A 17,145-nucleotide genomic window follows, 5' to 3' on the forward strand; every position below is an offset into this window, starting at 1 on the left:
AAATGGCCGCCCTTCGACGGACGCAGCCGCTGCGCGACTGCTGCTCAGGGCTACGGTTAAGTCGAAACCTCATTGCGCACTCGCCCTCGGCACCAAGCCCGCGCGGATAACGCGCAGCGCATTTTCGCCCATGACCGCGCGGATTTCGGCTGTAGTAAAGCCTTCGTCCATCAACGCTTGCGTCACCTGAACCAATTGCGAAGTATCAAACCGCACGGTGGTCGCGCCGTCATAATCCGAGCCCAAAGCGACAAATTGAATACCCACCAAATCGCGGACATGCTTCATCGCCTTGGCTGCCGCGCGCGGGTCGGTCGAACACAAGGCGCCATCCCAATACCCAATGCCAATGACGCCGCCGGTCTTGGCCACACCGCGCACTTCGTCGTCGGTCAAGTTGCGGTTAACCTTACACGTCGCCTGCACGCCGCCATGGCTGGAGACGACCGGCCGCGTGGCCATGGCCAGCACTTCTGCGACGCCCGTGTGCGACAAATGGGCGATGTCGATGATCATGCCCTTTGCTTCCATTCGCCGGACAATGTCACGGCCAAAAGGGGTCAGTCCGCCCTTTTTCAGGCCGTGCATGGAACCAGCCAGTTCATTGTCAAAGAAATGGGTCAGGCCAGCCATGCGGAAACCGGCGTCGTAGAGTCGGTCCAAATTGGCGGCCTTGCCTTCAAGATTGTGCAATCCTTCAATCGTGAGCATTGCGCCGCGAGGAAAAGGGTGATCGGGTGGTGGAGCATCCGGCCCATGATATTCCGCAATTTTGGCCACTCCAAGTGCGTCATCAACCAAAAACCAGGGCACTAAATTGCGATCATTATAAACAGACACTCGCTGCCTAGCCACCGCAGCGCGTAACTTTTCCGCATGATAAAGCGACCGCTCGACCAGCGAATTCCAAGTCTTTACCGGCTGCAACTGCGCCACGGTCAGCAGTGTTATGTTGTCGCTATCGGCACCATTGCCATCATAATTCTGGCCCTTCGGCGTCTTCGTCACCGATGAAAACAACTGCAGCGCGACATTGCCTTCTTGCAAACGCGGTAAATCCATATGGCCGCGGCTGGCACGCTCCGTTATGTCACGATCCCACATCAGGCTGTCGCTATGCAGGTCAACAATCGTAAGAGTTTGATGAAGCTCTTTCGCCTCATCGCTGACCGCGATCAGCGGCTTGCCGTCAATCTGGTTCATTGACCCTTCGACATAGCCCGGCAGGAAGCCAAAGAATCCTACAGCAGCAGCGGCAATCAACGTCGCCGGTATCCAGATTTTTTTACGCATAATCCACCCTATGACCCCCGACGTTTACGCCGCAGCCCGCCGCAACAACGTTACAAAATCATAGGCAGGAGCGCCGCCTTTCGCTGCATGGCTATCCCGGGCAATTTCTTGCCAGACCGACATGTCAAACGCGGGGACGGTCGCATCACCATCGGGACTGGCCGCGATTTCGGTGAGCTCAACGCGGTCCGCCAGCGGCAGGAACAGGCCATAGATTTCGGCCCCACCGATGACGCAGACATGCGGCCCATTGGCGCACTTCAATGCTTCCTCGACCGAATGCACAACTTCAGCGCCCTCCTCTTCCCAATCATGGTCGCGGGTAAGCACAATGTGGCGGCGGCCCTCCAGCAAGCCCGGCAGGCTATCAAAGGTCTTGCGGCCCATGATCATGGGCCGCCCCTTGGTCACTTGCTTGAAATGGCGCAGGTCGGCCGGGATATGCCATGGCATGCCGCCATCCTTCCCGATTGTTCCATTAAAGGCGCGGGCGAGGACAAGAACGATTTCGGGATGATTCATGTCCTTCGTCTTGCCGACTTTTTCTTACCTATACAAGCGGGTGACGTGGCCTATTTTTCGGCCGGGTCTTGCTTCTGCCTTGCCATATAGATGCAGATGCGCCGCCGGATCAGCCAGAATTTGTTCAAAGCGATCGCCATCGTCGCCAATCAGGTTTTCCATTTCGACGCGTTTCGCCAAGGTTTCGGTGGCTCCAAGCGGGAGCCCGCAAATGGCACGAATATGGTTTTCAAACTGGCTCGTGACTGCGCCCTCGATGGTCCAATGTCCGCTATTGTGCACGCGGGGCGCGATTTCGTTGAACAAGGGGCCTATCGCGCTGGCGAAGAATTCAGCGGTAAAGACGCCGACATAATCCAGCGCCGATGCGACCGCCGATGCCATATCACGCGCCGCTTGTTGCTGGCTTTCGACCAAGGGCCCGGCCGGCAGTGTCGATTTCGCGAGGATGCCACCGATATGCAGATTTTGCGAACTGTCCCAAAAACGGATTTCACCATCTTGGCCACGCGTTAATATGACCGAGAATTCCGCATCAAACGACACCATGGCTTCGGCAATGAGCGGCTGTCCGCCTGTGCGTTCCCACGCACCCTTTATGTCACCCTCGTCCATGATCCGCGACTGGCCTTTGCCGTCATAGCCGAAGCGAATGGTTTTCAGGATGCACGGGGTGCCTACAGCCGCAATCGCAGCGGTTAGGGCGCTTTCGTCCTGCGCAGTCGCAAACTCGGCGGTTTTCCCGCCAAGTGCGCGGACAAACTGCTTTTCGGCTGCACGATCCTGCGCCACTTCAAGTGCCTTGAGCGGCGGGTATACCGGAACAAGGCCAGTGATCGATTCGAGCGGCGTCACGGGTACATTTTCAAATTCGAATGTCACCACGTCGCAAGCCATTGCAAACGCCTTCAGCGCGACCAGATCATCATATTCGGCGACCGTATAAGCGGCCGTGACATCGCAGGCGACATTGTCCCCGGGCGGCGCATAAATATGGCAGCGATAACCCAATTGCGCAGCCGCAGTCGCCAGCATACGGCCAAGCTGACCACCGCCCAATACGCCAATCGTCGATCCGGGGGGTAATGCCGCCATAAATGCGCCTTATTCCGGCGTTTCGGCGACCGAAGCCGTCTGTGCCGCGCGCCAAGCGTCCAAGCGTTCGGCCAGCGCGGCATCTTCATTCGCCAGCATTGCCGCCGCCAAAAGCGCCGCGTTTGTTGCGCCTGCCTTACCAATGGCCAATGTACCAACCGGGATGCCTGCCGGCATTTGCACGATGGACAAAAGGCTATCCATGCCGTCCAGCGCCTTGGATTGCACGGGTACGCCCAACACCGGCAGCCGCGTCATGGATGCCGCCATGCCGGGCAAATGCGCCGCGCCCCCTGCGCCCGCGATAATGCATTTCAAGCCACGCCCGACTGCGCTTTTTGCATAATCATAAAGACGTTCGGGCGTGCGATGCGCAGACACCACCTTGCATTCATGGGGAATATTCAGTGCAGCAAGCGTCGCCGAGGCTTCTCGCATCGTCTCCCAGTCCGAACGGCTTCCCATGATGATGCCAATGATCGGCGCTGCGTCGGTCATATGTCACTCCCCTGACAAGTTCGATGGCCATGGCCTTAGCCTTGTGGTGCCAAAGGCGCAATCCAGCAACGCGGCGTTAACCGCCCGAATGCTTAAAGTGAACTTAATGCTCGGACAGATAGTAATATTCACCGTTCAGATGGTCGTCCAATTCATAGATGATTGGCTGACCCGTGGGGATTTCCAAGCCGTTAATGTCGGCATCGGAGATACCCGACAGATGCTTGACGAGCGCGCGCAGGCTATTGCCATGCGCCGAAATCAATACGGTTTTTCCGGCCTGTAATTCAGGCACTATCGCGCTGTCCCAATAAGGCAGCACACGGTTAATGGTGTCTTTGAGGCTTTCTGACGCCGGAATATTTATACCGGCATAACGCGGGTCATTGGACAGGTCATAAGGCGATCCTGGCGCAAGCGGCGGCGGCGGAATGTCGAAACTGCGGCGCCAGATCTTCACCTGATCCGCGCCATGCTTTGCCGCTGTCTCTGCTTTATCCAGGCCCGTTAGCCCGCCATAATGCCGTTCGTTCAACTGCCAATTCTTCGTCACCGGAACCCACAGGCGCCCCATCGCCTCCAGCGCCAGATTCAGCGTCTTGATTGCCCGTGTCTGCACGCTGGTAAAGGCGGTGTCGGGCGCGATGCCCTTTTCCTTCATAAGCTCGCCTGCCGCCCAAGCCTCAGCCGCACCTTCTTCGGTGACATCGACATCCCACCAGCCAGTGAAGCGGTTTTCAAGGTTCCACTGCGATTGGCCGTGACGGATGAGGATGAGTTTTGGCATGAGAGGCTCCTGAATCGTATCCCCGCGCCCTAACGCAAGTTCGCTAAATCGCCAAGGTCATGAAACGACTGAAGGGGTTTTCGTGCAGATTCCTGTTCAACTCCCCCTCGTCATTCCCGCGCAGGCGGGAATCCAACGCCTGACTAATCGATTTTCACGCGGTGGTCGAGGATACGGAACGTTCGGGAGTTGGATTCCCGCCTGCGCGGGAATGACGAGGGGGGTAAGCGCGTAATATGGTATATGCGCGTTGAGGGTTAAGCCTACAGTTGCAGCCTGAACATCCGTGCTCATTGCTAACATCCCTGCAAAATGCGTTTCGAGCAAGGCCCGAATTTCAACGCCTGTCAGGTCGTCCTTGCTGATGTGCATCGCAGCTTTCATGTCGGTTGTATCCGATTGACAAGTTACGATATGTAATATATGGATTACATATGATAGAAGTTCGTCGTACGGAAACTTTTGATCGGTGGCTGCGAAAAGTCGGCGATTCAAATGCGAGGGCGCGGATTCAGGTCCGGATAGACCGGCTGGCGCGCGGTCTGTTCGGCGACGTGAAGGATATCGGCAACGGCCTAAGCGAACTTCGGATCGACTATGGGCCGGGCTATCGGGTTTATGTGATGCGACGGGGCAATGTCCTGATCATCCTGTTGTGCGGCGGCGACAAGCGGACACAGAATAATGACATCAAACTGGCGAGGGCCATAGCCGATGAATGGAAACGGAGCGACTCATGATCGAAACAAAACCTTATGACAGTGCCGATTATCTCGACAGCGAAAAAGCAATCGTCGCCTATCTGAAAGTTGTGTTTGAAGAAGGGGATGCTGACGACATCCGTGCGGCGCTTGGTGCGGTGGCGCGAGCGCGCGGGATGACGGGGCTATCGAAGGAAACCGGAGTTGCGCGCGAGGCGCTTTACAAAGCGCTTGGCAAAGAAGGAAACCCAACTTTAGATACGCTGTTGGCGGTAACGCGGGCTTTGGGGGTCAAGTTGTCTGTTGCGGCCTAGGCAATGTCAATTTGCCTCATTATGAATTCGACGCGGTCGCGTACTGGCATTCTCGGAATTTCGACTTGCCGGTAGTTAAAATCGGTCAATGTTTCGCAAATCAAATGATATTCCTTTACGGCTGCGGAAAAATCATGGCGACGCTCCGCATCGTCGACAAACAATTCGGGCCAAGGCGGTGTTACAAAAACCGGATCACTATATCTTCGCCCGCCGACTTCATCTTTGAATGCCAAAAAAGCTTGGGAGTCAGATGACCGCCAATACGCAAGTGCCTCGATAAATCCTCGGTCAAAAAAGGTGGGTCTATCGAGGTCGTTGACGTGGTCAAACTGTTCAATTGAATCTTGCGAAAGACGGCGAACAAACGAAGTCATGTCCAGCCAAGGCAAAATCTTACCCCCAATAGCAAGCTGCTCCTGAACAATCATTCGCCCTGCCTCCGGCACGACAGCATACCCCTTGATCAATAGAGCATCGATCAAGCTAGACTTCCCGCCGCCTGAACACCCCGTGATAAGATACCGGCTGCTTGCCAATCAAACCATCTCCGCCAAGGTCGCGAGGCATTCGCGGAAGTGAAGCCATTGCGCGAATTCCGAAACCTTGTCCTGGCAGGCTCTCCAACCTTGCGACCATGCACCAGCATCCGGGCCCAGCGCATAAATTGTAGGCATCAATCGACTGAAACCTACGCCTACACGAAGGACATTAACCCGTCACATCCACCACATTGTCATCCGAATTTTTGTCGATGTAAAAATTATACGGATCGACCCCGGCAAATTTCGGTTTAATTTTTGAGGTGATGACAATTGTCTGCACGCCGTTCTTTACTGGCTTGCGTTCGATAGAGACCACGTCATTCTTACCGAACGCGCCGATGCCCGGGCGACCCCCAAATAGACCGATTTCGATTGATTCTGCCAGCGGCGCGGACTTTTCATTGCCCTTGGCGTCGGCATAATATTTGGCTGCTTCGACGCTAATCGACGTCTGCCACAAGCCGTTCGCTAACTTTGCGGTCTTAGCCTCTTTCGCCTTCAAATCGTAAATCGTGATCTTCTCGAACAGGTCGGTAATCAGCGCCTGTTGTTCGGGCGTGGTGGCTTCCTTGCGCAATTCGGTAATCAGGTCGACCGAGCGGTGGAAAGGAGCGCCCTTGAACTTCCATGTCTGAATAAAGCGAGCCAGAGCTCTGTTAACTGCGGCTTCGCCCAGCCGTTCCTGCAACAGGTACATGACCAATGAACCTTTGCGGTAATGGACATAGCCCTGATTTTCGACGCGGTAGAGCGGTTGTTCGCCAATGGCATCCCCCTTGCGTCCGCCCAGATAATTGTCGAGTTCGTATTTCAGGAAACGGCGGATCTTGTCCTTGCCATATAGCTTTTTCATCACCATCAGCGCCGAATATTGCGCCAGCGTTTCGGACGTTACCGTCACCCCTTGCATGTCGGCGCCGATCACCTGATGCGCCCAATATTGGTGCGACAGCTCATGCGCGGTAACGTAGGTCACGTAATCAATCGAGTCCTTGTCAGTTACATCAGCGGCAAAGCCGATGCTTTCCGAATAGGGCATCGTCCCAGCAAAAGCCTGCGCGAACGACTGGTAGCCTGGGAATTCGATGATGCGGGCATGGTCGAACTGATAGGGCCCGAAATTGGCCTGGAAATAATCCAGGCCCGCCTCAAGTGCGCCAAGCATCGCTGGCACGTTCCAAACGTGGCGCGGGTCATGGTAGATCGACAGCTTGATGCCGTCATGCATGCGCTCGGTAAGCTTATATCGCGCAGACTGCACCGACAGGAAATTTTGAATGGGCACGCTGGAGACGAAATGCGCGGTGCGGCGACCATTTTTGGCACTGTCCGTAAGCTTACGCCCCGGTGCAATCGGTGTCTGGTCGGCATCGGTCGTAACGGTGATATCGGACATCACCCAATCGGTGCGAACGTAGTTCTCGCGGGTGGCGCTCATGTCTTCGAGCTTGGCCATGCGAAGTTCCGCGGGAAGGCCTTGACGCCTCCGGACGGTGCGGTCCTGCAGTAAGGCTGACCGGTTCATTCCGATGATCGGCGCAAACAGGAAATTGTTAACGAACGTCCCGTTGAGGTTAACCTCAGTGGCTGGGGCACCGTTTCGGAAGCCCTTGTGGTGGAGGCGCGACGCGAAATCGAGTGATGCCTCGCCGCCTGGCTGCAAGGGTTGGTCGAAACGGAAAATGCGGTATCCAAATTTTTTGTCATCCGTCACTAGCTTTGCGCCAGCAAGTGCAAGCTTGGTATATTCCACATCACGTTCGCCTTGGCGCACATGCACCTCATATATCGGCGCTGCGGTTTCGTTGCGCATCTGGTAGCTGCCAATCACTTCCATGCGGCGATCTTTAGGGAATATCTGCACATCCAGTTCGACCGATTTGACTACCGGACGCGGCAGACTTTCATATTTCAGATATCTCTTTTCATAATCGGCGAGGAATTTTTCGCCCTCGTCGCTGGTTTCATAGCGGTTGAGGATTTTGAAATTATAATAAGCGTAGCTGCCCGTCCCGATCATCGCCACGACCGCCGCGCCGATCAATCCGAGCGGTGCGCCGCGAAGGCCGGGGCGGATGCGCTTTAGGCGGCTGCGCCAGCGTGTGTCCGTGCCACGCGGCCAGACGAGATGCGCGATCACCAACAGGATGACTCCGAACGCCAGCCAATAAACGCGCAGTACCCAGGCGCCGAAACTGAACCCGCCGCTTCCGTTCATGTCGCTCAGCGGTTCGGCGGGGGTAGCGCCATAATCGTAAAGCGCGTTCGAATAGCCCAAATTAGAGAGAAAAATCCCCACGATGAAATAGACGAGGAACAGGCCCCAGCCGACATATTTATTCGGACTCAATGCTTGGAAAAATACCGCGAGGACAGCAATCATAAGCATCTCAACCGTCACCGGTATGATGAACCAGCCAAAATAGCTGGCAATGCCAAAATCGGCCGCGCCTTTTATCAGTTGGAAGACAAGGCCGGTTGCCATTGCGGCCACGTTGATGAGCAACAGGACGACAAGGATCGCGAAGACCTTGGGAATGGTGATGACCCAATTCGCCGCAGGCGTCGAATCTATGATCTCGCTGATTTTTGCATCGCGCTCGCGCCAGACGAGTTCGCCGCCGTAAAAGATCGCGATGATCAAAAGGAAAAGCGAGAAGCCCGAGATGATATTTGTGATGATATCTGCGGTGAGTGGGTGCGACGGCGTGCCGTAGAGCGTCTCCGTCAGCCAAAGCCCTGCTGCAGCATAGATGACCCCAAGCAACAACAGCACAATCAAGCCTGGACTGCGCAAGACCTGCATGATCTCAGTCTTAAGTCGCACCATGAACTGGGCGCGCGTCGTCGCTCCATCGAAGCGCTGTGTCGCCTTTGTCAACGCAATCTGCGTCGGCGTCGCTTCAACTTCGGACGCCCGCTGCCGCGCCAGTTTCTTCAAAAGGCGTTTTGATGGTGCACGTTCTTCCATCGAAAAGCGCCAATAGGTCAGCGCCAGCAACACCGCCGAAATTGCCAGAACCAGCCCGCGATTAAACAGAATATTATTATCGAGCGGCAGCAACCGCGAATTCATATCGGCTGCGGTCCAGTAGCGCGTTGCTTCCGCCAGCGCGCCGAACCCGAGTGGCTCATACTGCGCCATCAATTGCTGATATTCGACCTTCGATCCCAGTATCGAGGTAGCGATCAGATACCCCATCACGAGCACTACAACGCCAATATAGCTCCACAACATTGAGCGTGTGACCGTCGCCAGCCCGAACAATAGGCTGCTGGCAAGGATGATGTTGGGGATCGCAAGGATAAGATACGGCCAGAGATAAAAGGCGGGATTTTGCGGGCCGACGGTTTCTGCATCGACCCAAGGCATCACCGACCCAAAAAACATGCCCACGGGAATGGCGAGATAACCGATCAGCGCGATGGCCAAACCGCCAAGAAAGCGCCCCATCACATAATTTGTTTTGCCGATTGAGGTCGACTTGATGATTGGACCAAAACCGCTGCTGTCATCGCGGACGATTGCGTTGGCGACGAAGGAGGTGATGACGAACAGATAGAACAGCGAGGCCAGCGCGATCATCGAAGCAATCGCAAAGGGCGCATTTTCATGCACCGTGCCCGGCGTGCCGATGCTGACATTCTCGCTTGCGGTTACGCCGAAGCCGAGCAGGAAAAACAGGAAGAGCGACACCCAGAAAACCGGGTTGCGGAACTGGTAACGCAATTCGAAACGCGCGACGCCTATCAACATGACCAGATCCCCCGCTTAAGCCGCGCGACGCAGGTCGGCGAGCGTGGTGAAGTAGACATCCTCCAACCCCGCTTCGACATCGTCGAAACCTTTTGGCTTACTGTCCGCAAGGATGTGGATGATGGTGCGTCCGGCGAACAGCCGTGTCGAAATCACCTGATATTGTTCTTGATACGCCTCCAGATCCTCGCGCGCGATGGTCTTTTTCCAAACGCGGCCATTTGTCGCGGCGATGAGGTCGAGCGGCGCGCCTTCAAGTTGCACCTTGCCGCCCGCCAGCACCGCCATGCGCGGGCAAAGGTCGGCAACATCGTCTACGATATGCGTGGATAGGATGATGACGACATTGTCGCTGATGCCGGCGAGCAGGTTAAGGAAACGGTTGCGTTCTTCAGGGTCAAGTCCAGCGGTCGGTTCATCGACGATGATCAGTTCGGGGTTGCCGATCAACGCCTGCGCTATCCCGAACCGTTGCCGCATCCCACCCGAAAAACCGGCAATGAAATTTCTGCGATGGTTCCACAAATTGGTCTGGTTCAGCAACGTTTCGACAACTGCCTTGCGCTCGCTTTTGACGGATATGCCCTTCAGCACCGCCATGTGGTCGAGCATATCGAAAGCGGTCACACGAGGATAAACGCCGAAATCCTGCGGCAGATAGCCGAGTTTCCGCCGCAATTGATCAGGACTTGCCAATATATCGAGATCACCAAAGCGGATCGCGCCCTCGGTGGGCGTCTGCAGCGTCGCAATGGTTCGCATCAGTGTAGATTTGCCCGCGCCATTGGGCCCGAGTAGACCATACATACCACGCGGTATCGACAGGCTAACATTATCGAGCGCCCGTGTTCCGTTTGCATACACATGGCTTACACCACTGATTTCGAGCATTAATTCCTCCTGTATTACCTGCCTACTACAGTGAATGGATCAATGTCAAAATAAATTCGTTTTCGACAAACGACATTCGGTGCTCGACGAGTAACATTTCCCTGATCGCGCAGTGAGACTGTCGCGCCGACAATCCTGACCCTATTTGTCGGTATAATAGAATTTGAAATCGGCGGTTTCGTCCTGCCTCCGGCACGACGGTATATCCGCTGATGGATAGAGCATCAATCAAGCTGGACTTTCCGCCGCCTGAAAACCCTGTGATTGGGTATCGGCAAGTTGCTACTCAAACCATCTCCGCCAAGGTTGCGAGGCATTCGCGGGCGAGTAAGCGGCAGCGTTCGGGGGACCAGCCTTGGTCGGGGTCGTTGCCGTGGACGGTGTCCTTATAGGGCATTTCCAGCGTCATTGAGACGCAACCATGAGACGGGCCGAAACGCTCCGCGAGCTGGTTCGTCGACATCGACAGATTGGCTTTGCCCGGGCCAGCTTTGGTATAACCCAGCGCGGTCTGAAAATCGGGGGTGCGGGCCGAAAGGCGGTTGATGAAAGCATTATAGCGATCACCCTGATCATCGGTCCATGACGGAATGCCTTCAAACCCCGCCATAAATGCCGCTGGAATCGCTTCATCGCCATGAATGTCCATGGCCCAATGCACGCCTGATTCATCCATCGCGTTGCGGATAGCCAACACTTCGGGGCTACGCTGCGCCGACGGTTCGGCCCATTCACGGTTCAGGTTAACGCCCAGATAATTGGTCCGCAAATGCCCACGGCAGCTTCCATCCGGATTGCAATTGGGCACAATGTGGAAGCGGCATTTATCAAGCAGTCGCCGCGTATGCGGGTCGCTTAGGTCCGTCAGCATGTCGATGGCGCCTTCCATCCAATATTCGGCCTGCGTCTCGCCCGGATGCTGCCGCGCATAGAGCCAGACCTGCGTATCGCCATGGCCCATTTCGAGGCAATCAATCGGCTGGCCTTCGATGCTGCGGCCAAGGCAACGATAGGTCACGCCTTCCAGCGATGCCGTCTCGGCAATCAAATCATGGTGGCGTTCCATGCTGTAGGGGGCGAAATAGGCAAACCACGCAAGATCGCTTGCGGGGGTGTAACGGATGGTCAATGTCCCGCCATCTTTTGCCTTGTCATAGGTCGTATCGGCGCGGCCCCAATAATCGCGGTCTTCGGAGACGCAAGCCCGGTAATCGGGCCAACCACCGGGATAGGCGCTGCTTTCGAGTCCGGTAATCCGCAATGCAAGTTCTTCGCCTGCGGTGCATGCAACGCGGAAGTGAAACCATTGCGCGAATTCCGAATCCTTATCCTTGCGGATGCCCAGCGTCGCAACATTGTCGTCGATGGCATGAACGATGATGTTGCCGCTGTCGAAGGCGGCATTGATGTCAGTAATCGGCATAAAATCTTACTTCCCCACTTTGTCATTCCCGCGAAAGCGGGAATCCATGGACTAACCGTGCAGCAAGCTGCGCCGGTGTGTTAATACGAAAGCTCAGCTAATGGATTCCCGCTTTCGCCGGAATGACAATGTCTGGCTGTTCACGGCACGGTCTGGCTGTTCATGGCACGCGAATAGTCTCACCCGACACGCCGGGGAAGTCCTTAAACAAGGCTTCGGCCAATTTTGATGCGGCGATGCCGGGTTGCGCGGCGGGTGAGCCAACCTTGGCAGCTTGCACCGCCGTGCCTTCCCAAATCACCAATTGGTCGCTGCGTCTGATAATGCGCACCGCCAATGTTGTCTGCAATTGCGATGCCGAACCACCACCAAGATTGATACCGAGGCCAAGGCCAACGCCCGACCCATAAGTGCCCGTAGAACCGCCTACGCCAACTGAAACTGGCGAACGGCGGTCCGGACGGATCATTGTCGCGCCAAAGCGTATCTCGGCCACAACATCGCTTATCCCGGCTTGATTACGATAGCCGACACGCTGCATTTCGCGCGCAACCGCCGCAAGATAAGGCGAGGCCGATAGCGCTCGATCAGACGCCGATTCGCCAGCAACCTCAACAATGAAACTGCCATTGCCATAGGACACGCCTTCGGCCGCGCGGTTAAAGCGCGTAACCTCAACAGGGCCAGTGGGGACAACACAAGCCGTCAGCAGCGAAAGGGCGAGAAGTGGCAATATTCGGGCGGTTTTCATCATGGTCCTATTCTTAGGCGCGTCATATATCATGGCAAGCTATGTATGGAGGCTGAATCGGATAAAACCGCCAATCACGCTTGACTTTCCAGTGCCCGACCCATAGGAGCGCGCCTTCAATTCAAGCTTCTTGCATTTATTAGACGGGTAAATCCGATGAAAGTCGTTAATTCTCTGAAGTCGCTCAAGGGCCGCCATCGCGATAACCGCGTGATTCGTCGCCGGGGCCGCACATATGTCATCAACAAGACCCAACCACGCTTCAAGGCGCGCCAGGGTTAATTTGGTCCTGCCTGCGCGATGCGGGCATTTGGATGAGGCAAAATGCCGCTCCGAATCTGATTCGCGGGCGGTTTTTTTGCGCCTTAGCCTTGATTTTATGTTTTAGCACCAACAACGTCATTCCCGCGAAGGCGGGAATCCATGGCCAGAGGGATAATTCAACGCTGACGTTGTTGCGCAAGGAACAGTTAGTCCATGGATTCCCGCCTTCGCGGGAATGACAAATGGGGTGTGATTAATGGCCAAGATAACCACCGTCGTCTTTGATGTCGGCAACGTGCTGTTCGAATGGAATCTAAGGCATCTTTTTGCAAAGCTGATCACGGACAAGGGCGAGCTGGAATATTTCATCACAGCAATTGTGACGCCCGAATGGCATTTCCAACATGATGCGGGTCGCGCTTTGGACGATATGGTTGCCGAGCGGATTGCTCAATTTCCAGAATATGCCACGTTGATTGCGGCCTACGCCACCCGTTTCAATGAGACCATTCCCGGACCCGTCACAGGGTCACTGCAGATCGTGCAGCAACTCGCCGAACGCGGCGTGCCGTTATTTGCGATAACCAATTTCGGCGCTGAGTTTTGGGATATGTTTCGTCCCACCCAGCCGATATTCGACCGTTTTCAGGACATAATCGTGTCGGGAGTCGAAAAATTGGTGAAGCCTGACCCAGCCATTTACGCGCTCGCGTTGCAGCGTTTCGGACTAAAGTCGGGCGAAGCGATTTTTATCGACGATAATCATGACAATGTCATCAGTGCGCGCGAAAACGGTTTTGCGGCGCATCATTTTACGGATGCAGCCTCGCTTCGTCGTGAATTGGTGGCGCTTGATTTACTGCTCTGAATTTTTTGCTCGCAGAGGCGCGGAGGATGCAGCGATTGGGACATGTTTTCCCCGCCCTCTGCGCCTCTGCGTGAACCAAAAAACATCGGCGCAAGCCCTTCCATTCATGGCGCGTCTGTGCTTAAGCAACCGTTGAAACTATCTTTTTCAGGACGCCATCTCCCATGAATATCCATGAATATCAGGCCAAAGAATTGCTCGCAAAATTCGGTGTGGCTGTACCCGCTGGTATCGCGGCATTGAGCGTGGAAGAGGCGGTTGCCGCCGCTAAGCAGCTTCCCGGCCCGCTTTACGTGGTGAAGTCGCAGATTCATGCCGGTGGGCGCGGCAAGGGCAAGTTCAAGGAATTGGGACCTGAGGCAAAGGGCGGCGTCCGCTTGGCCTTCAATCTGGACGAGGTTGAGGCCTATGCAAAAGACATGTTGGGCAATACGCTGGTAACGATCCAGACCGGCCCCGAAGGCAAGCAGGTCAACCGCCTATACATTACCGATGGCGCCGACATTAAGCAGGAATTCTACCTCGCTTTGCTCGTCGACCGTGCGACAAGCCGTATCGCGGTTGTTGCCTCGACCGAAGGCGGCATGAACATCGAAGACGTGGCGCATGACAGCCCCGAGAAAATCCACACCATATTGATCGATCCCGCCACTGGCCTTCAACCCCATCATGGGCGCAGCGTTGCCAAGGCACTTGGCCTGACGGGCGACTTGGCCAAGCAGGCACAGACTGTGCTTGCCGGTCTCTACAGCGCGTTCATCGGCACCGATGCCGAACAGATCGAAATCAACCCGCTGGCAGTGTGCGAAGGCAAGAGTGGCGACGCGCTTCTTGTGCTTGATGCCAAGGTCAGTTTTGACGGCAATGCGATGTTCCGTCACAAGGACCTCGCCGAACTGCGCGATCTGACCGAAGAAGACCCTGCCGAAGTCGAAGCATCGGAATATGATCTGGCTTACATTAAACTCGACGGCAACATTGGCTGCATGGTCAATGGCGCTGGCCTTGCCATGGCGACGATGGACATTATCAAGTTGAATGGCGAATTTCCTGCCAACTTCCTCGACGTAGGTGGTGGCGCATCGAAGGAAAAAGTAACAGCCGCGTTCAAGATCATTTTGAAGGACCCCGCCGTAAAGGGCATCTTGGTCAACATCTTTGGCGGCATCATGAAATGCGACATCATTGCCGATGGTATCGTTGCCGCGGCCAAGGAAGTGAACCTGTCAGTGCCGCTCGTGGTGCGTCTTGAAGGGACCAATGTGCAGCAGGGCAAGGACATCTTGGCCAATTCGGGCCTACCCATCGTATCGGCGAACGACCTTGGCGATGCGGCGGAAAAAATTGTCGCGGAAGTCCGCAAAGCGGCGTAGGACAACATTATGTCGGGAAAAGTCGAAAATCTGATGCTCGAACATCTCAAGCGCTTTCAAGCGACCCTTGAGCGTATCGAAAGCAAAATCAGTGAACTGACCATGCGGCAGAATGAAACCTACTCAGCGGTAATTGGCCTTCGGCGGGATCAAGCTCAAGACGCAGAAGTGGCAGCGCATCTGCAAGTGCAGCCTGACGCCGTTCGTGATCGATTGGACCGGATTGAACGTCGTATAGAAATCACAAATTAGGGACCGAGATCGGTTAAGCAGCGATATAGGATTATGTGGCAGACGCACTTGACGTTCACGTAAACGTTAAGCATAGGCGCAACAGATTAAGCAGGCATCCAATTGCCTTATTGAGTCGGTATGGAAGGATGAACACATGAAGATCATCGTCCCCGTTAAGCGGGTCATCGATTATAACGTAAAACCGCGGGTTAAGCCCGATGGTTCGGGTGTTGATTTGGCAAATGTCAAAATGAGCATGAACCCGTTTGACGAAATCGCAATCGAAGAAGCGTTGCGTTTGCGGGAAAAGGGCGTTGCGACGGAAGTGATCGCGGTGTCGATTGGACCGGACAAGGCGCAAGAAACACTGCGGACTGCACTCGCCATGGGCGCTGATCGTGCGATCCTCGTTGTCGCTGAAGATGTCGAGCCTTTGGCAGTCGCCAAGATCCTCGCCAAGATCATGGACGAAGAACAGCCCGGCCTTGTCATTCTTGGCAAGCAAGCCATTGACGATGATAGCAACCAGACCGGGCAGATGCTCGCTGCGTTAACGGGTCGTCCGCAAGGCACCTTTGCCAATACGGTAAACGTATCTGGCGATGCAGTGCATGTTGCGCGCGAAGTCGATGGTGGTTTGCAGACATTGTCGTTGAAGATGCCCGCGATCATTACGACTGACCTGCGCTTGAATGAGCCGCGTTATGCGTCGCTGCCCAACATCATGAAGGCAAAGTCAAAGCCGCTCGCGCAGAAAACGCCTGCCGATTATGGCGTTGACGTCAGCCCGCGCCTCAAGACGTTGAAGGTTGTTGAACCGCCCGTGCGCAGCGCCGGTATCAAGGTTGCCGACGTTGATGCGTTGGTTGCAAAGCTTAAGGAAATGGGAGTGGCCGCATGAAGACCCTCGTTTATGCCGAACATGACAATGCATCGTTGAAGGATGCGACGCTTGCTGTCGTCACCGCTGCATCGCAGCTAGGCGAAGTACATGTCCTCGTTGCTGGCTCAGGCTGCGGTGCGGTTGCCGAACAGGCTGCAAAGATCGCTGGTGTGACCACCGTGCATGTTGCCGATGACGCTATATATGCACAGCAACTGGCCGAAAATGTCGCGCCATTGGTTGCGTCATTGATGGCAACGCATGACGCGTTCTTGGCGCCAGCCACATCGAACGGTAAGAATATCGCGCCACGCGTAGCGGCCTTGCTTGACGTCATGCAGATTTCGGACATTTTATCGGTTGAAAGCGCGGATACGTTCACGCGTCCCATCTATGCCGGTAACGCGATTGCCACGGTGCAGTCGTCGGATGCCAAGAAGGTCATCACCGTGCGCGGTACGGCCTTTGCCAAGGCGGAAGCCGCCGGTGGTTCGGCGACGATCGAAGCGGTCGCAAGCAGCGGCGATGCAGGCACGTCAACATTCCTGTCCGCTGAGATCGCCAAGCAAGAACGCCCTGAACTCACCTCTGCCAAGATCATCGTATCGGGCGGTCGTGCGTTGAAAGATGCGGACACTTTTGCCGCAACCATCTTGCCATTGGCTGATAAGCTTGGCGCTGGCGTTGGCGCAAGCCGCGCCGCAGTAGACGCAGGCTTTGTGCCCAATGACTATCAAGTCGGCCAGACCGGCAAGATCGTCGCCCCAGAAGTATATGTCGCCGTCGGTATCTCCGGCGCGATTCAGCATTTGGCAGGCATGAAGGACTCCAAGGTCATCATCGCGATCAACAAGGACGAAGACGCGCCGATATTCCAAGTTGCGGATATTGGCCTCGTTGGTGACCTGTTCACGGTCGTGCCGGAGCTTGTTGGTAAGCTGTAGGA

18 protein-coding genes are annotated in these 17,145 nt (G+C 55.5%); 8 read left to right on the forward strand and 10 right to left on the reverse strand.

The window, feature by feature from the left end:
• Window positions 1-69 precede the first annotated feature (69 nt).
• The 5 genes from HEQ34_RS01845 to gpmA all read right to left on the reverse strand — a co-directional run bounded on the left by HEQ34_RS01845 (window position 70) and on the right by gpmA (window position 4,195).
• Window positions 70-1,293 (reverse strand): dipeptidase, encoded by a 1,224-nt coding sequence (locus HEQ34_RS01845; protein WP_296196615.1) that lies wholly within the window; start codon window positions 1,291-1,293, stop codon window positions 70-72.
• A 24-nt stretch (window positions 1,294-1,317) separates the two neighbouring features.
• Window positions 1,318-1,815 carry a dihydrofolate reductase gene (locus HEQ34_RS01850; protein ID WP_296196618.1) on the reverse strand — a complete coding sequence of 166 codons (498 nt, stop codon included), beginning with the start codon at window positions 1,813-1,815 and terminating at the stop codon, window positions 1,318-1,320.
• A gap of 24 nt (window positions 1,816-1,839) precedes the next feature.
• Complete coding sequence (locus tag HEQ34_RS01855; RefSeq protein WP_296196621.1) at window positions 1,840-2,910, reverse strand: 5-(carboxyamino)imidazole ribonucleotide synthase; 1,071 nt, start codon at window positions 2,908-2,910, stop codon at window positions 1,840-1,842.
• Window positions 2,911-2,919: 9 nt separating this feature from the next.
• Window positions 2,920-3,408, reverse strand: a complete 489-nt coding sequence (gene purE, locus HEQ34_RS01860; protein WP_296196624.1) for a 5-(carboxyamino)imidazole ribonucleotide mutase — start codon at window positions 3,406-3,408, stop codon at window positions 2,920-2,922.
• A gap of 103 nt (window positions 3,409-3,511) precedes the next feature.
• Window positions 3,512-4,195 carry a 2,3-diphosphoglycerate-dependent phosphoglycerate mutase gene (gene gpmA / locus HEQ34_RS01865; RefSeq protein ID WP_296196626.1) on the reverse strand — a complete coding sequence of 228 codons (684 nt, stop codon included), beginning with the start codon at window positions 4,193-4,195 and terminating at the stop codon, window positions 3,512-3,514.
• 434 nt (window positions 4,196-4,629) lie between these two features.
• Between gpmA and HEQ34_RS01870 the strand changes: the two genes are divergently transcribed.
• Both HEQ34_RS01870 and HEQ34_RS01875 read left to right on the forward strand, forming a co-directional pair.
• A complete protein-coding gene (locus HEQ34_RS01870; RefSeq protein WP_296196629.1) occupies window positions 4,630-4,935 on the forward strand; it encodes a type II toxin-antitoxin system RelE/ParE family toxin in 306 nt (101 codons plus the stop codon).
• Window positions 4,932-5,210 (forward strand): addiction module antidote protein, encoded by a 279-nt coding sequence (locus HEQ34_RS01875; RefSeq protein WP_296196631.1) that lies wholly within the window; start codon window positions 4,932-4,934, stop codon window positions 5,208-5,210. The genes HEQ34_RS01870 and HEQ34_RS01875 overlap by 4 nt, the downstream gene beginning before the upstream one ends.
• On the opposite strand, the gene HEQ34_RS01880 is transcribed toward HEQ34_RS01875, so the two are convergent.
• The 5 genes from HEQ34_RS01880 to HEQ34_RS01900 form a co-directional block, all read right to left on the reverse strand.
• On the reverse strand, window positions 5,207-5,749 hold the full coding sequence (locus tag HEQ34_RS01880; protein WP_296196634.1) for an AAA family ATPase: 543 nt from the start codon (window positions 5,747-5,749) through the stop codon (window positions 5,207-5,209). The genes HEQ34_RS01875 and HEQ34_RS01880 overlap by 4 nt on opposite strands.
• Before the next feature lie 172 nt (window positions 5,750-5,921).
• On the reverse strand, window positions 5,922-9,512 hold the full coding sequence (locus HEQ34_RS01885; protein ID WP_296196636.1) for a M1 family aminopeptidase: 3,591 nt from the start codon (window positions 9,510-9,512) through the stop codon (window positions 5,922-5,924).
• 15 nt (window positions 9,513-9,527) lie between these two features.
• On the reverse strand, window positions 9,528-10,403 hold the full coding sequence (locus HEQ34_RS01890) for an ABC transporter ATP-binding protein (RefSeq protein ID WP_296196638.1): 876 nt from the start codon (window positions 10,401-10,403) through the stop codon (window positions 9,528-9,530).
• A 286-nt stretch (window positions 10,404-10,689) separates the two neighbouring features.
• A complete protein-coding gene (locus HEQ34_RS01895) occupies window positions 10,690-11,826 on the reverse strand; it encodes a M14-type cytosolic carboxypeptidase (protein WP_296196641.1) in 1,137 nt (378 codons plus the stop codon).
• 160 nt (window positions 11,827-11,986) lie between these two features.
• The gene (locus HEQ34_RS01900) at window positions 11,987-12,580 is read right to left on the reverse strand and encodes a DUF4136 domain-containing protein (RefSeq protein ID WP_296196643.1); all 594 of its coding nucleotides are present in this window, start codon (window positions 12,578-12,580) and stop codon (window positions 11,987-11,989) included.
• Window positions 12,581-12,733: 153 nt separating this feature from the next.
• Here HEQ34_RS01900 and ykgO point away from each other — a divergent pair, with 153 nt between their 5' ends.
• From ykgO to HEQ34_RS01930, 6 genes are all read left to right on the forward strand, one after another.
• A complete protein-coding gene (ykgO, locus tag HEQ34_RS01905) occupies window positions 12,734-12,859 on the forward strand; it encodes a type B 50S ribosomal protein L36 (protein WP_125229386.1) in 126 nt (41 codons plus the stop codon).
• 238 nt (window positions 12,860-13,097) lie between these two features.
• Window positions 13,098-13,709, forward strand: coding sequence for an HAD family phosphatase (locus HEQ34_RS01910; RefSeq protein ID WP_296196646.1), 612 nt, complete (start codon window positions 13,098-13,100; stop codon window positions 13,707-13,709).
• A 164-nt stretch (window positions 13,710-13,873) separates the two neighbouring features.
• Window positions 13,874-15,082: an ADP-forming succinate--CoA ligase subunit beta gene (sucC, locus tag HEQ34_RS01915; protein WP_296196649.1), complete on the forward strand. Its 1,209-nt coding sequence runs from the start codon at window positions 13,874-13,876 to the stop codon at window positions 15,080-15,082.
• A gap of 9 nt (window positions 15,083-15,091) precedes the next feature.
• Window positions 15,092-15,334 carry a hypothetical protein gene (locus tag HEQ34_RS01920; RefSeq protein WP_296196652.1) on the forward strand — a complete coding sequence of 81 codons (243 nt, stop codon included), beginning with the start codon at window positions 15,092-15,094 and terminating at the stop codon, window positions 15,332-15,334.
• A gap of 136 nt (window positions 15,335-15,470) precedes the next feature.
• Window positions 15,471-16,217, forward strand: coding sequence for an electron transfer flavoprotein subunit beta/FixA family protein (locus HEQ34_RS01925; RefSeq protein WP_296196654.1), 747 nt, complete (start codon window positions 15,471-15,473; stop codon window positions 16,215-16,217).
• On the forward strand, window positions 16,214-17,143 hold the full coding sequence (locus HEQ34_RS01930; RefSeq protein WP_296196657.1) for an electron transfer flavoprotein subunit alpha/FixB family protein: 930 nt from the start codon (window positions 16,214-16,216) through the stop codon (window positions 17,141-17,143). Before HEQ34_RS01925 ends, HEQ34_RS01930 begins: the two co-directional genes overlap by 4 nt.
• Window positions 17,144-17,145: the final 2 nt, after the last annotated feature.

The sequence above is a fragment of the Sphingorhabdus sp. genome (assembly GCF_023910635.1).
Lineage (GTDB): Bacteria > Pseudomonadota > Alphaproteobacteria > Sphingomonadales > Sphingomonadaceae > Sphingorhabdus_B.

What these genes read in the sequence shown, in the direction of transcription:
- HEQ34_RS01930 (WP_296196657.1), top strand. Translation starts at nt 16,214, where the DNA reads ATGAAGACCCTCGTTTATGCCGAACATGACAATGCATCGTTGAAGGAT.
- HEQ34_RS01920 (WP_296196652.1), top strand. Translation starts at nt 15,092, where the DNA reads ATGTCGGGAAAAGTCGAAAATCTGATGCTCGAACATCTCAAGCGCTTT.
- ykgO (WP_125229386.1), top strand. Translation starts at nt 12,734, where the DNA reads ATGAAAGTCGTTAATTCTCTGAAGTCGCTCAAGGGCCGCCATCGCGAT.
- HEQ34_RS01855 (WP_296196621.1), bottom strand. Translation starts at nt 2,910, where the DNA reads ATGGCGGCATTACCCCCCGGATCGACGATTGGCGTATTGGGCGGTGGT.
- HEQ34_RS01845 (WP_296196615.1), bottom strand. Translation starts at nt 1,293, where the DNA reads ATGCGTAAAAAAATCTGGATACCGGCGACGTTGATTGCCGCTGCTGCT.
- HEQ34_RS01895 (WP_296196641.1), bottom strand. Translation starts at nt 11,826, where the DNA reads ATGCCGATTACTGACATCAATGCCGCCTTCGACAGCGGCAACATCATC.
- HEQ34_RS01890 (WP_296196638.1), bottom strand. Translation starts at nt 10,403, where the DNA reads ATGCTCGAAATCAGTGGTGTAAGCCATGTGTATGCAAACGGAACACGG.
- HEQ34_RS01910 (WP_296196646.1), top strand. Translation starts at nt 13,098, where the DNA reads ATGGCCAAGATAACCACCGTCGTCTTTGATGTCGGCAACGTGCTGTTC.
- purE (WP_296196624.1), bottom strand. Translation starts at nt 3,408, where the DNA reads ATGACCGACGCAGCGCCGATCATTGGCATCATCATGGGAAGCCGTTCG.
- HEQ34_RS01850 (WP_296196618.1), bottom strand. Translation starts at nt 1,815, where the DNA reads ATGAATCATCCCGAAATCGTTCTTGTCCTCGCCCGCGCCTTTAATGGA.
- HEQ34_RS01870 (WP_296196629.1), top strand. Translation starts at nt 4,630, where the DNA reads ATGATAGAAGTTCGTCGTACGGAAACTTTTGATCGGTGGCTGCGAAAA.
- HEQ34_RS01925 (WP_296196654.1), top strand. Translation starts at nt 15,471, where the DNA reads ATGAAGATCATCGTCCCCGTTAAGCGGGTCATCGATTATAACGTAAAA.
- HEQ34_RS01885 (WP_296196636.1), bottom strand. Translation starts at nt 9,512, where the DNA reads ATGTTGATAGGCGTCGCGCGTTTCGAATTGCGTTACCAGTTCCGCAAC.
- HEQ34_RS01875 (WP_296196631.1), top strand. Translation starts at nt 4,932, where the DNA reads ATGATCGAAACAAAACCTTATGACAGTGCCGATTATCTCGACAGCGAA.
- HEQ34_RS01900 (WP_296196643.1), bottom strand. Translation starts at nt 12,580, where the DNA reads ATGATGAAAACCGCCCGAATATTGCCACTTCTCGCCCTTTCGCTGCTG.
- sucC (WP_296196649.1), top strand. Translation starts at nt 13,874, where the DNA reads ATGAATATCCATGAATATCAGGCCAAAGAATTGCTCGCAAAATTCGGT.
- gpmA (WP_296196626.1), bottom strand. Translation starts at nt 4,195, where the DNA reads ATGCCAAAACTCATCCTCATCCGTCACGGCCAATCGCAGTGGAACCTT.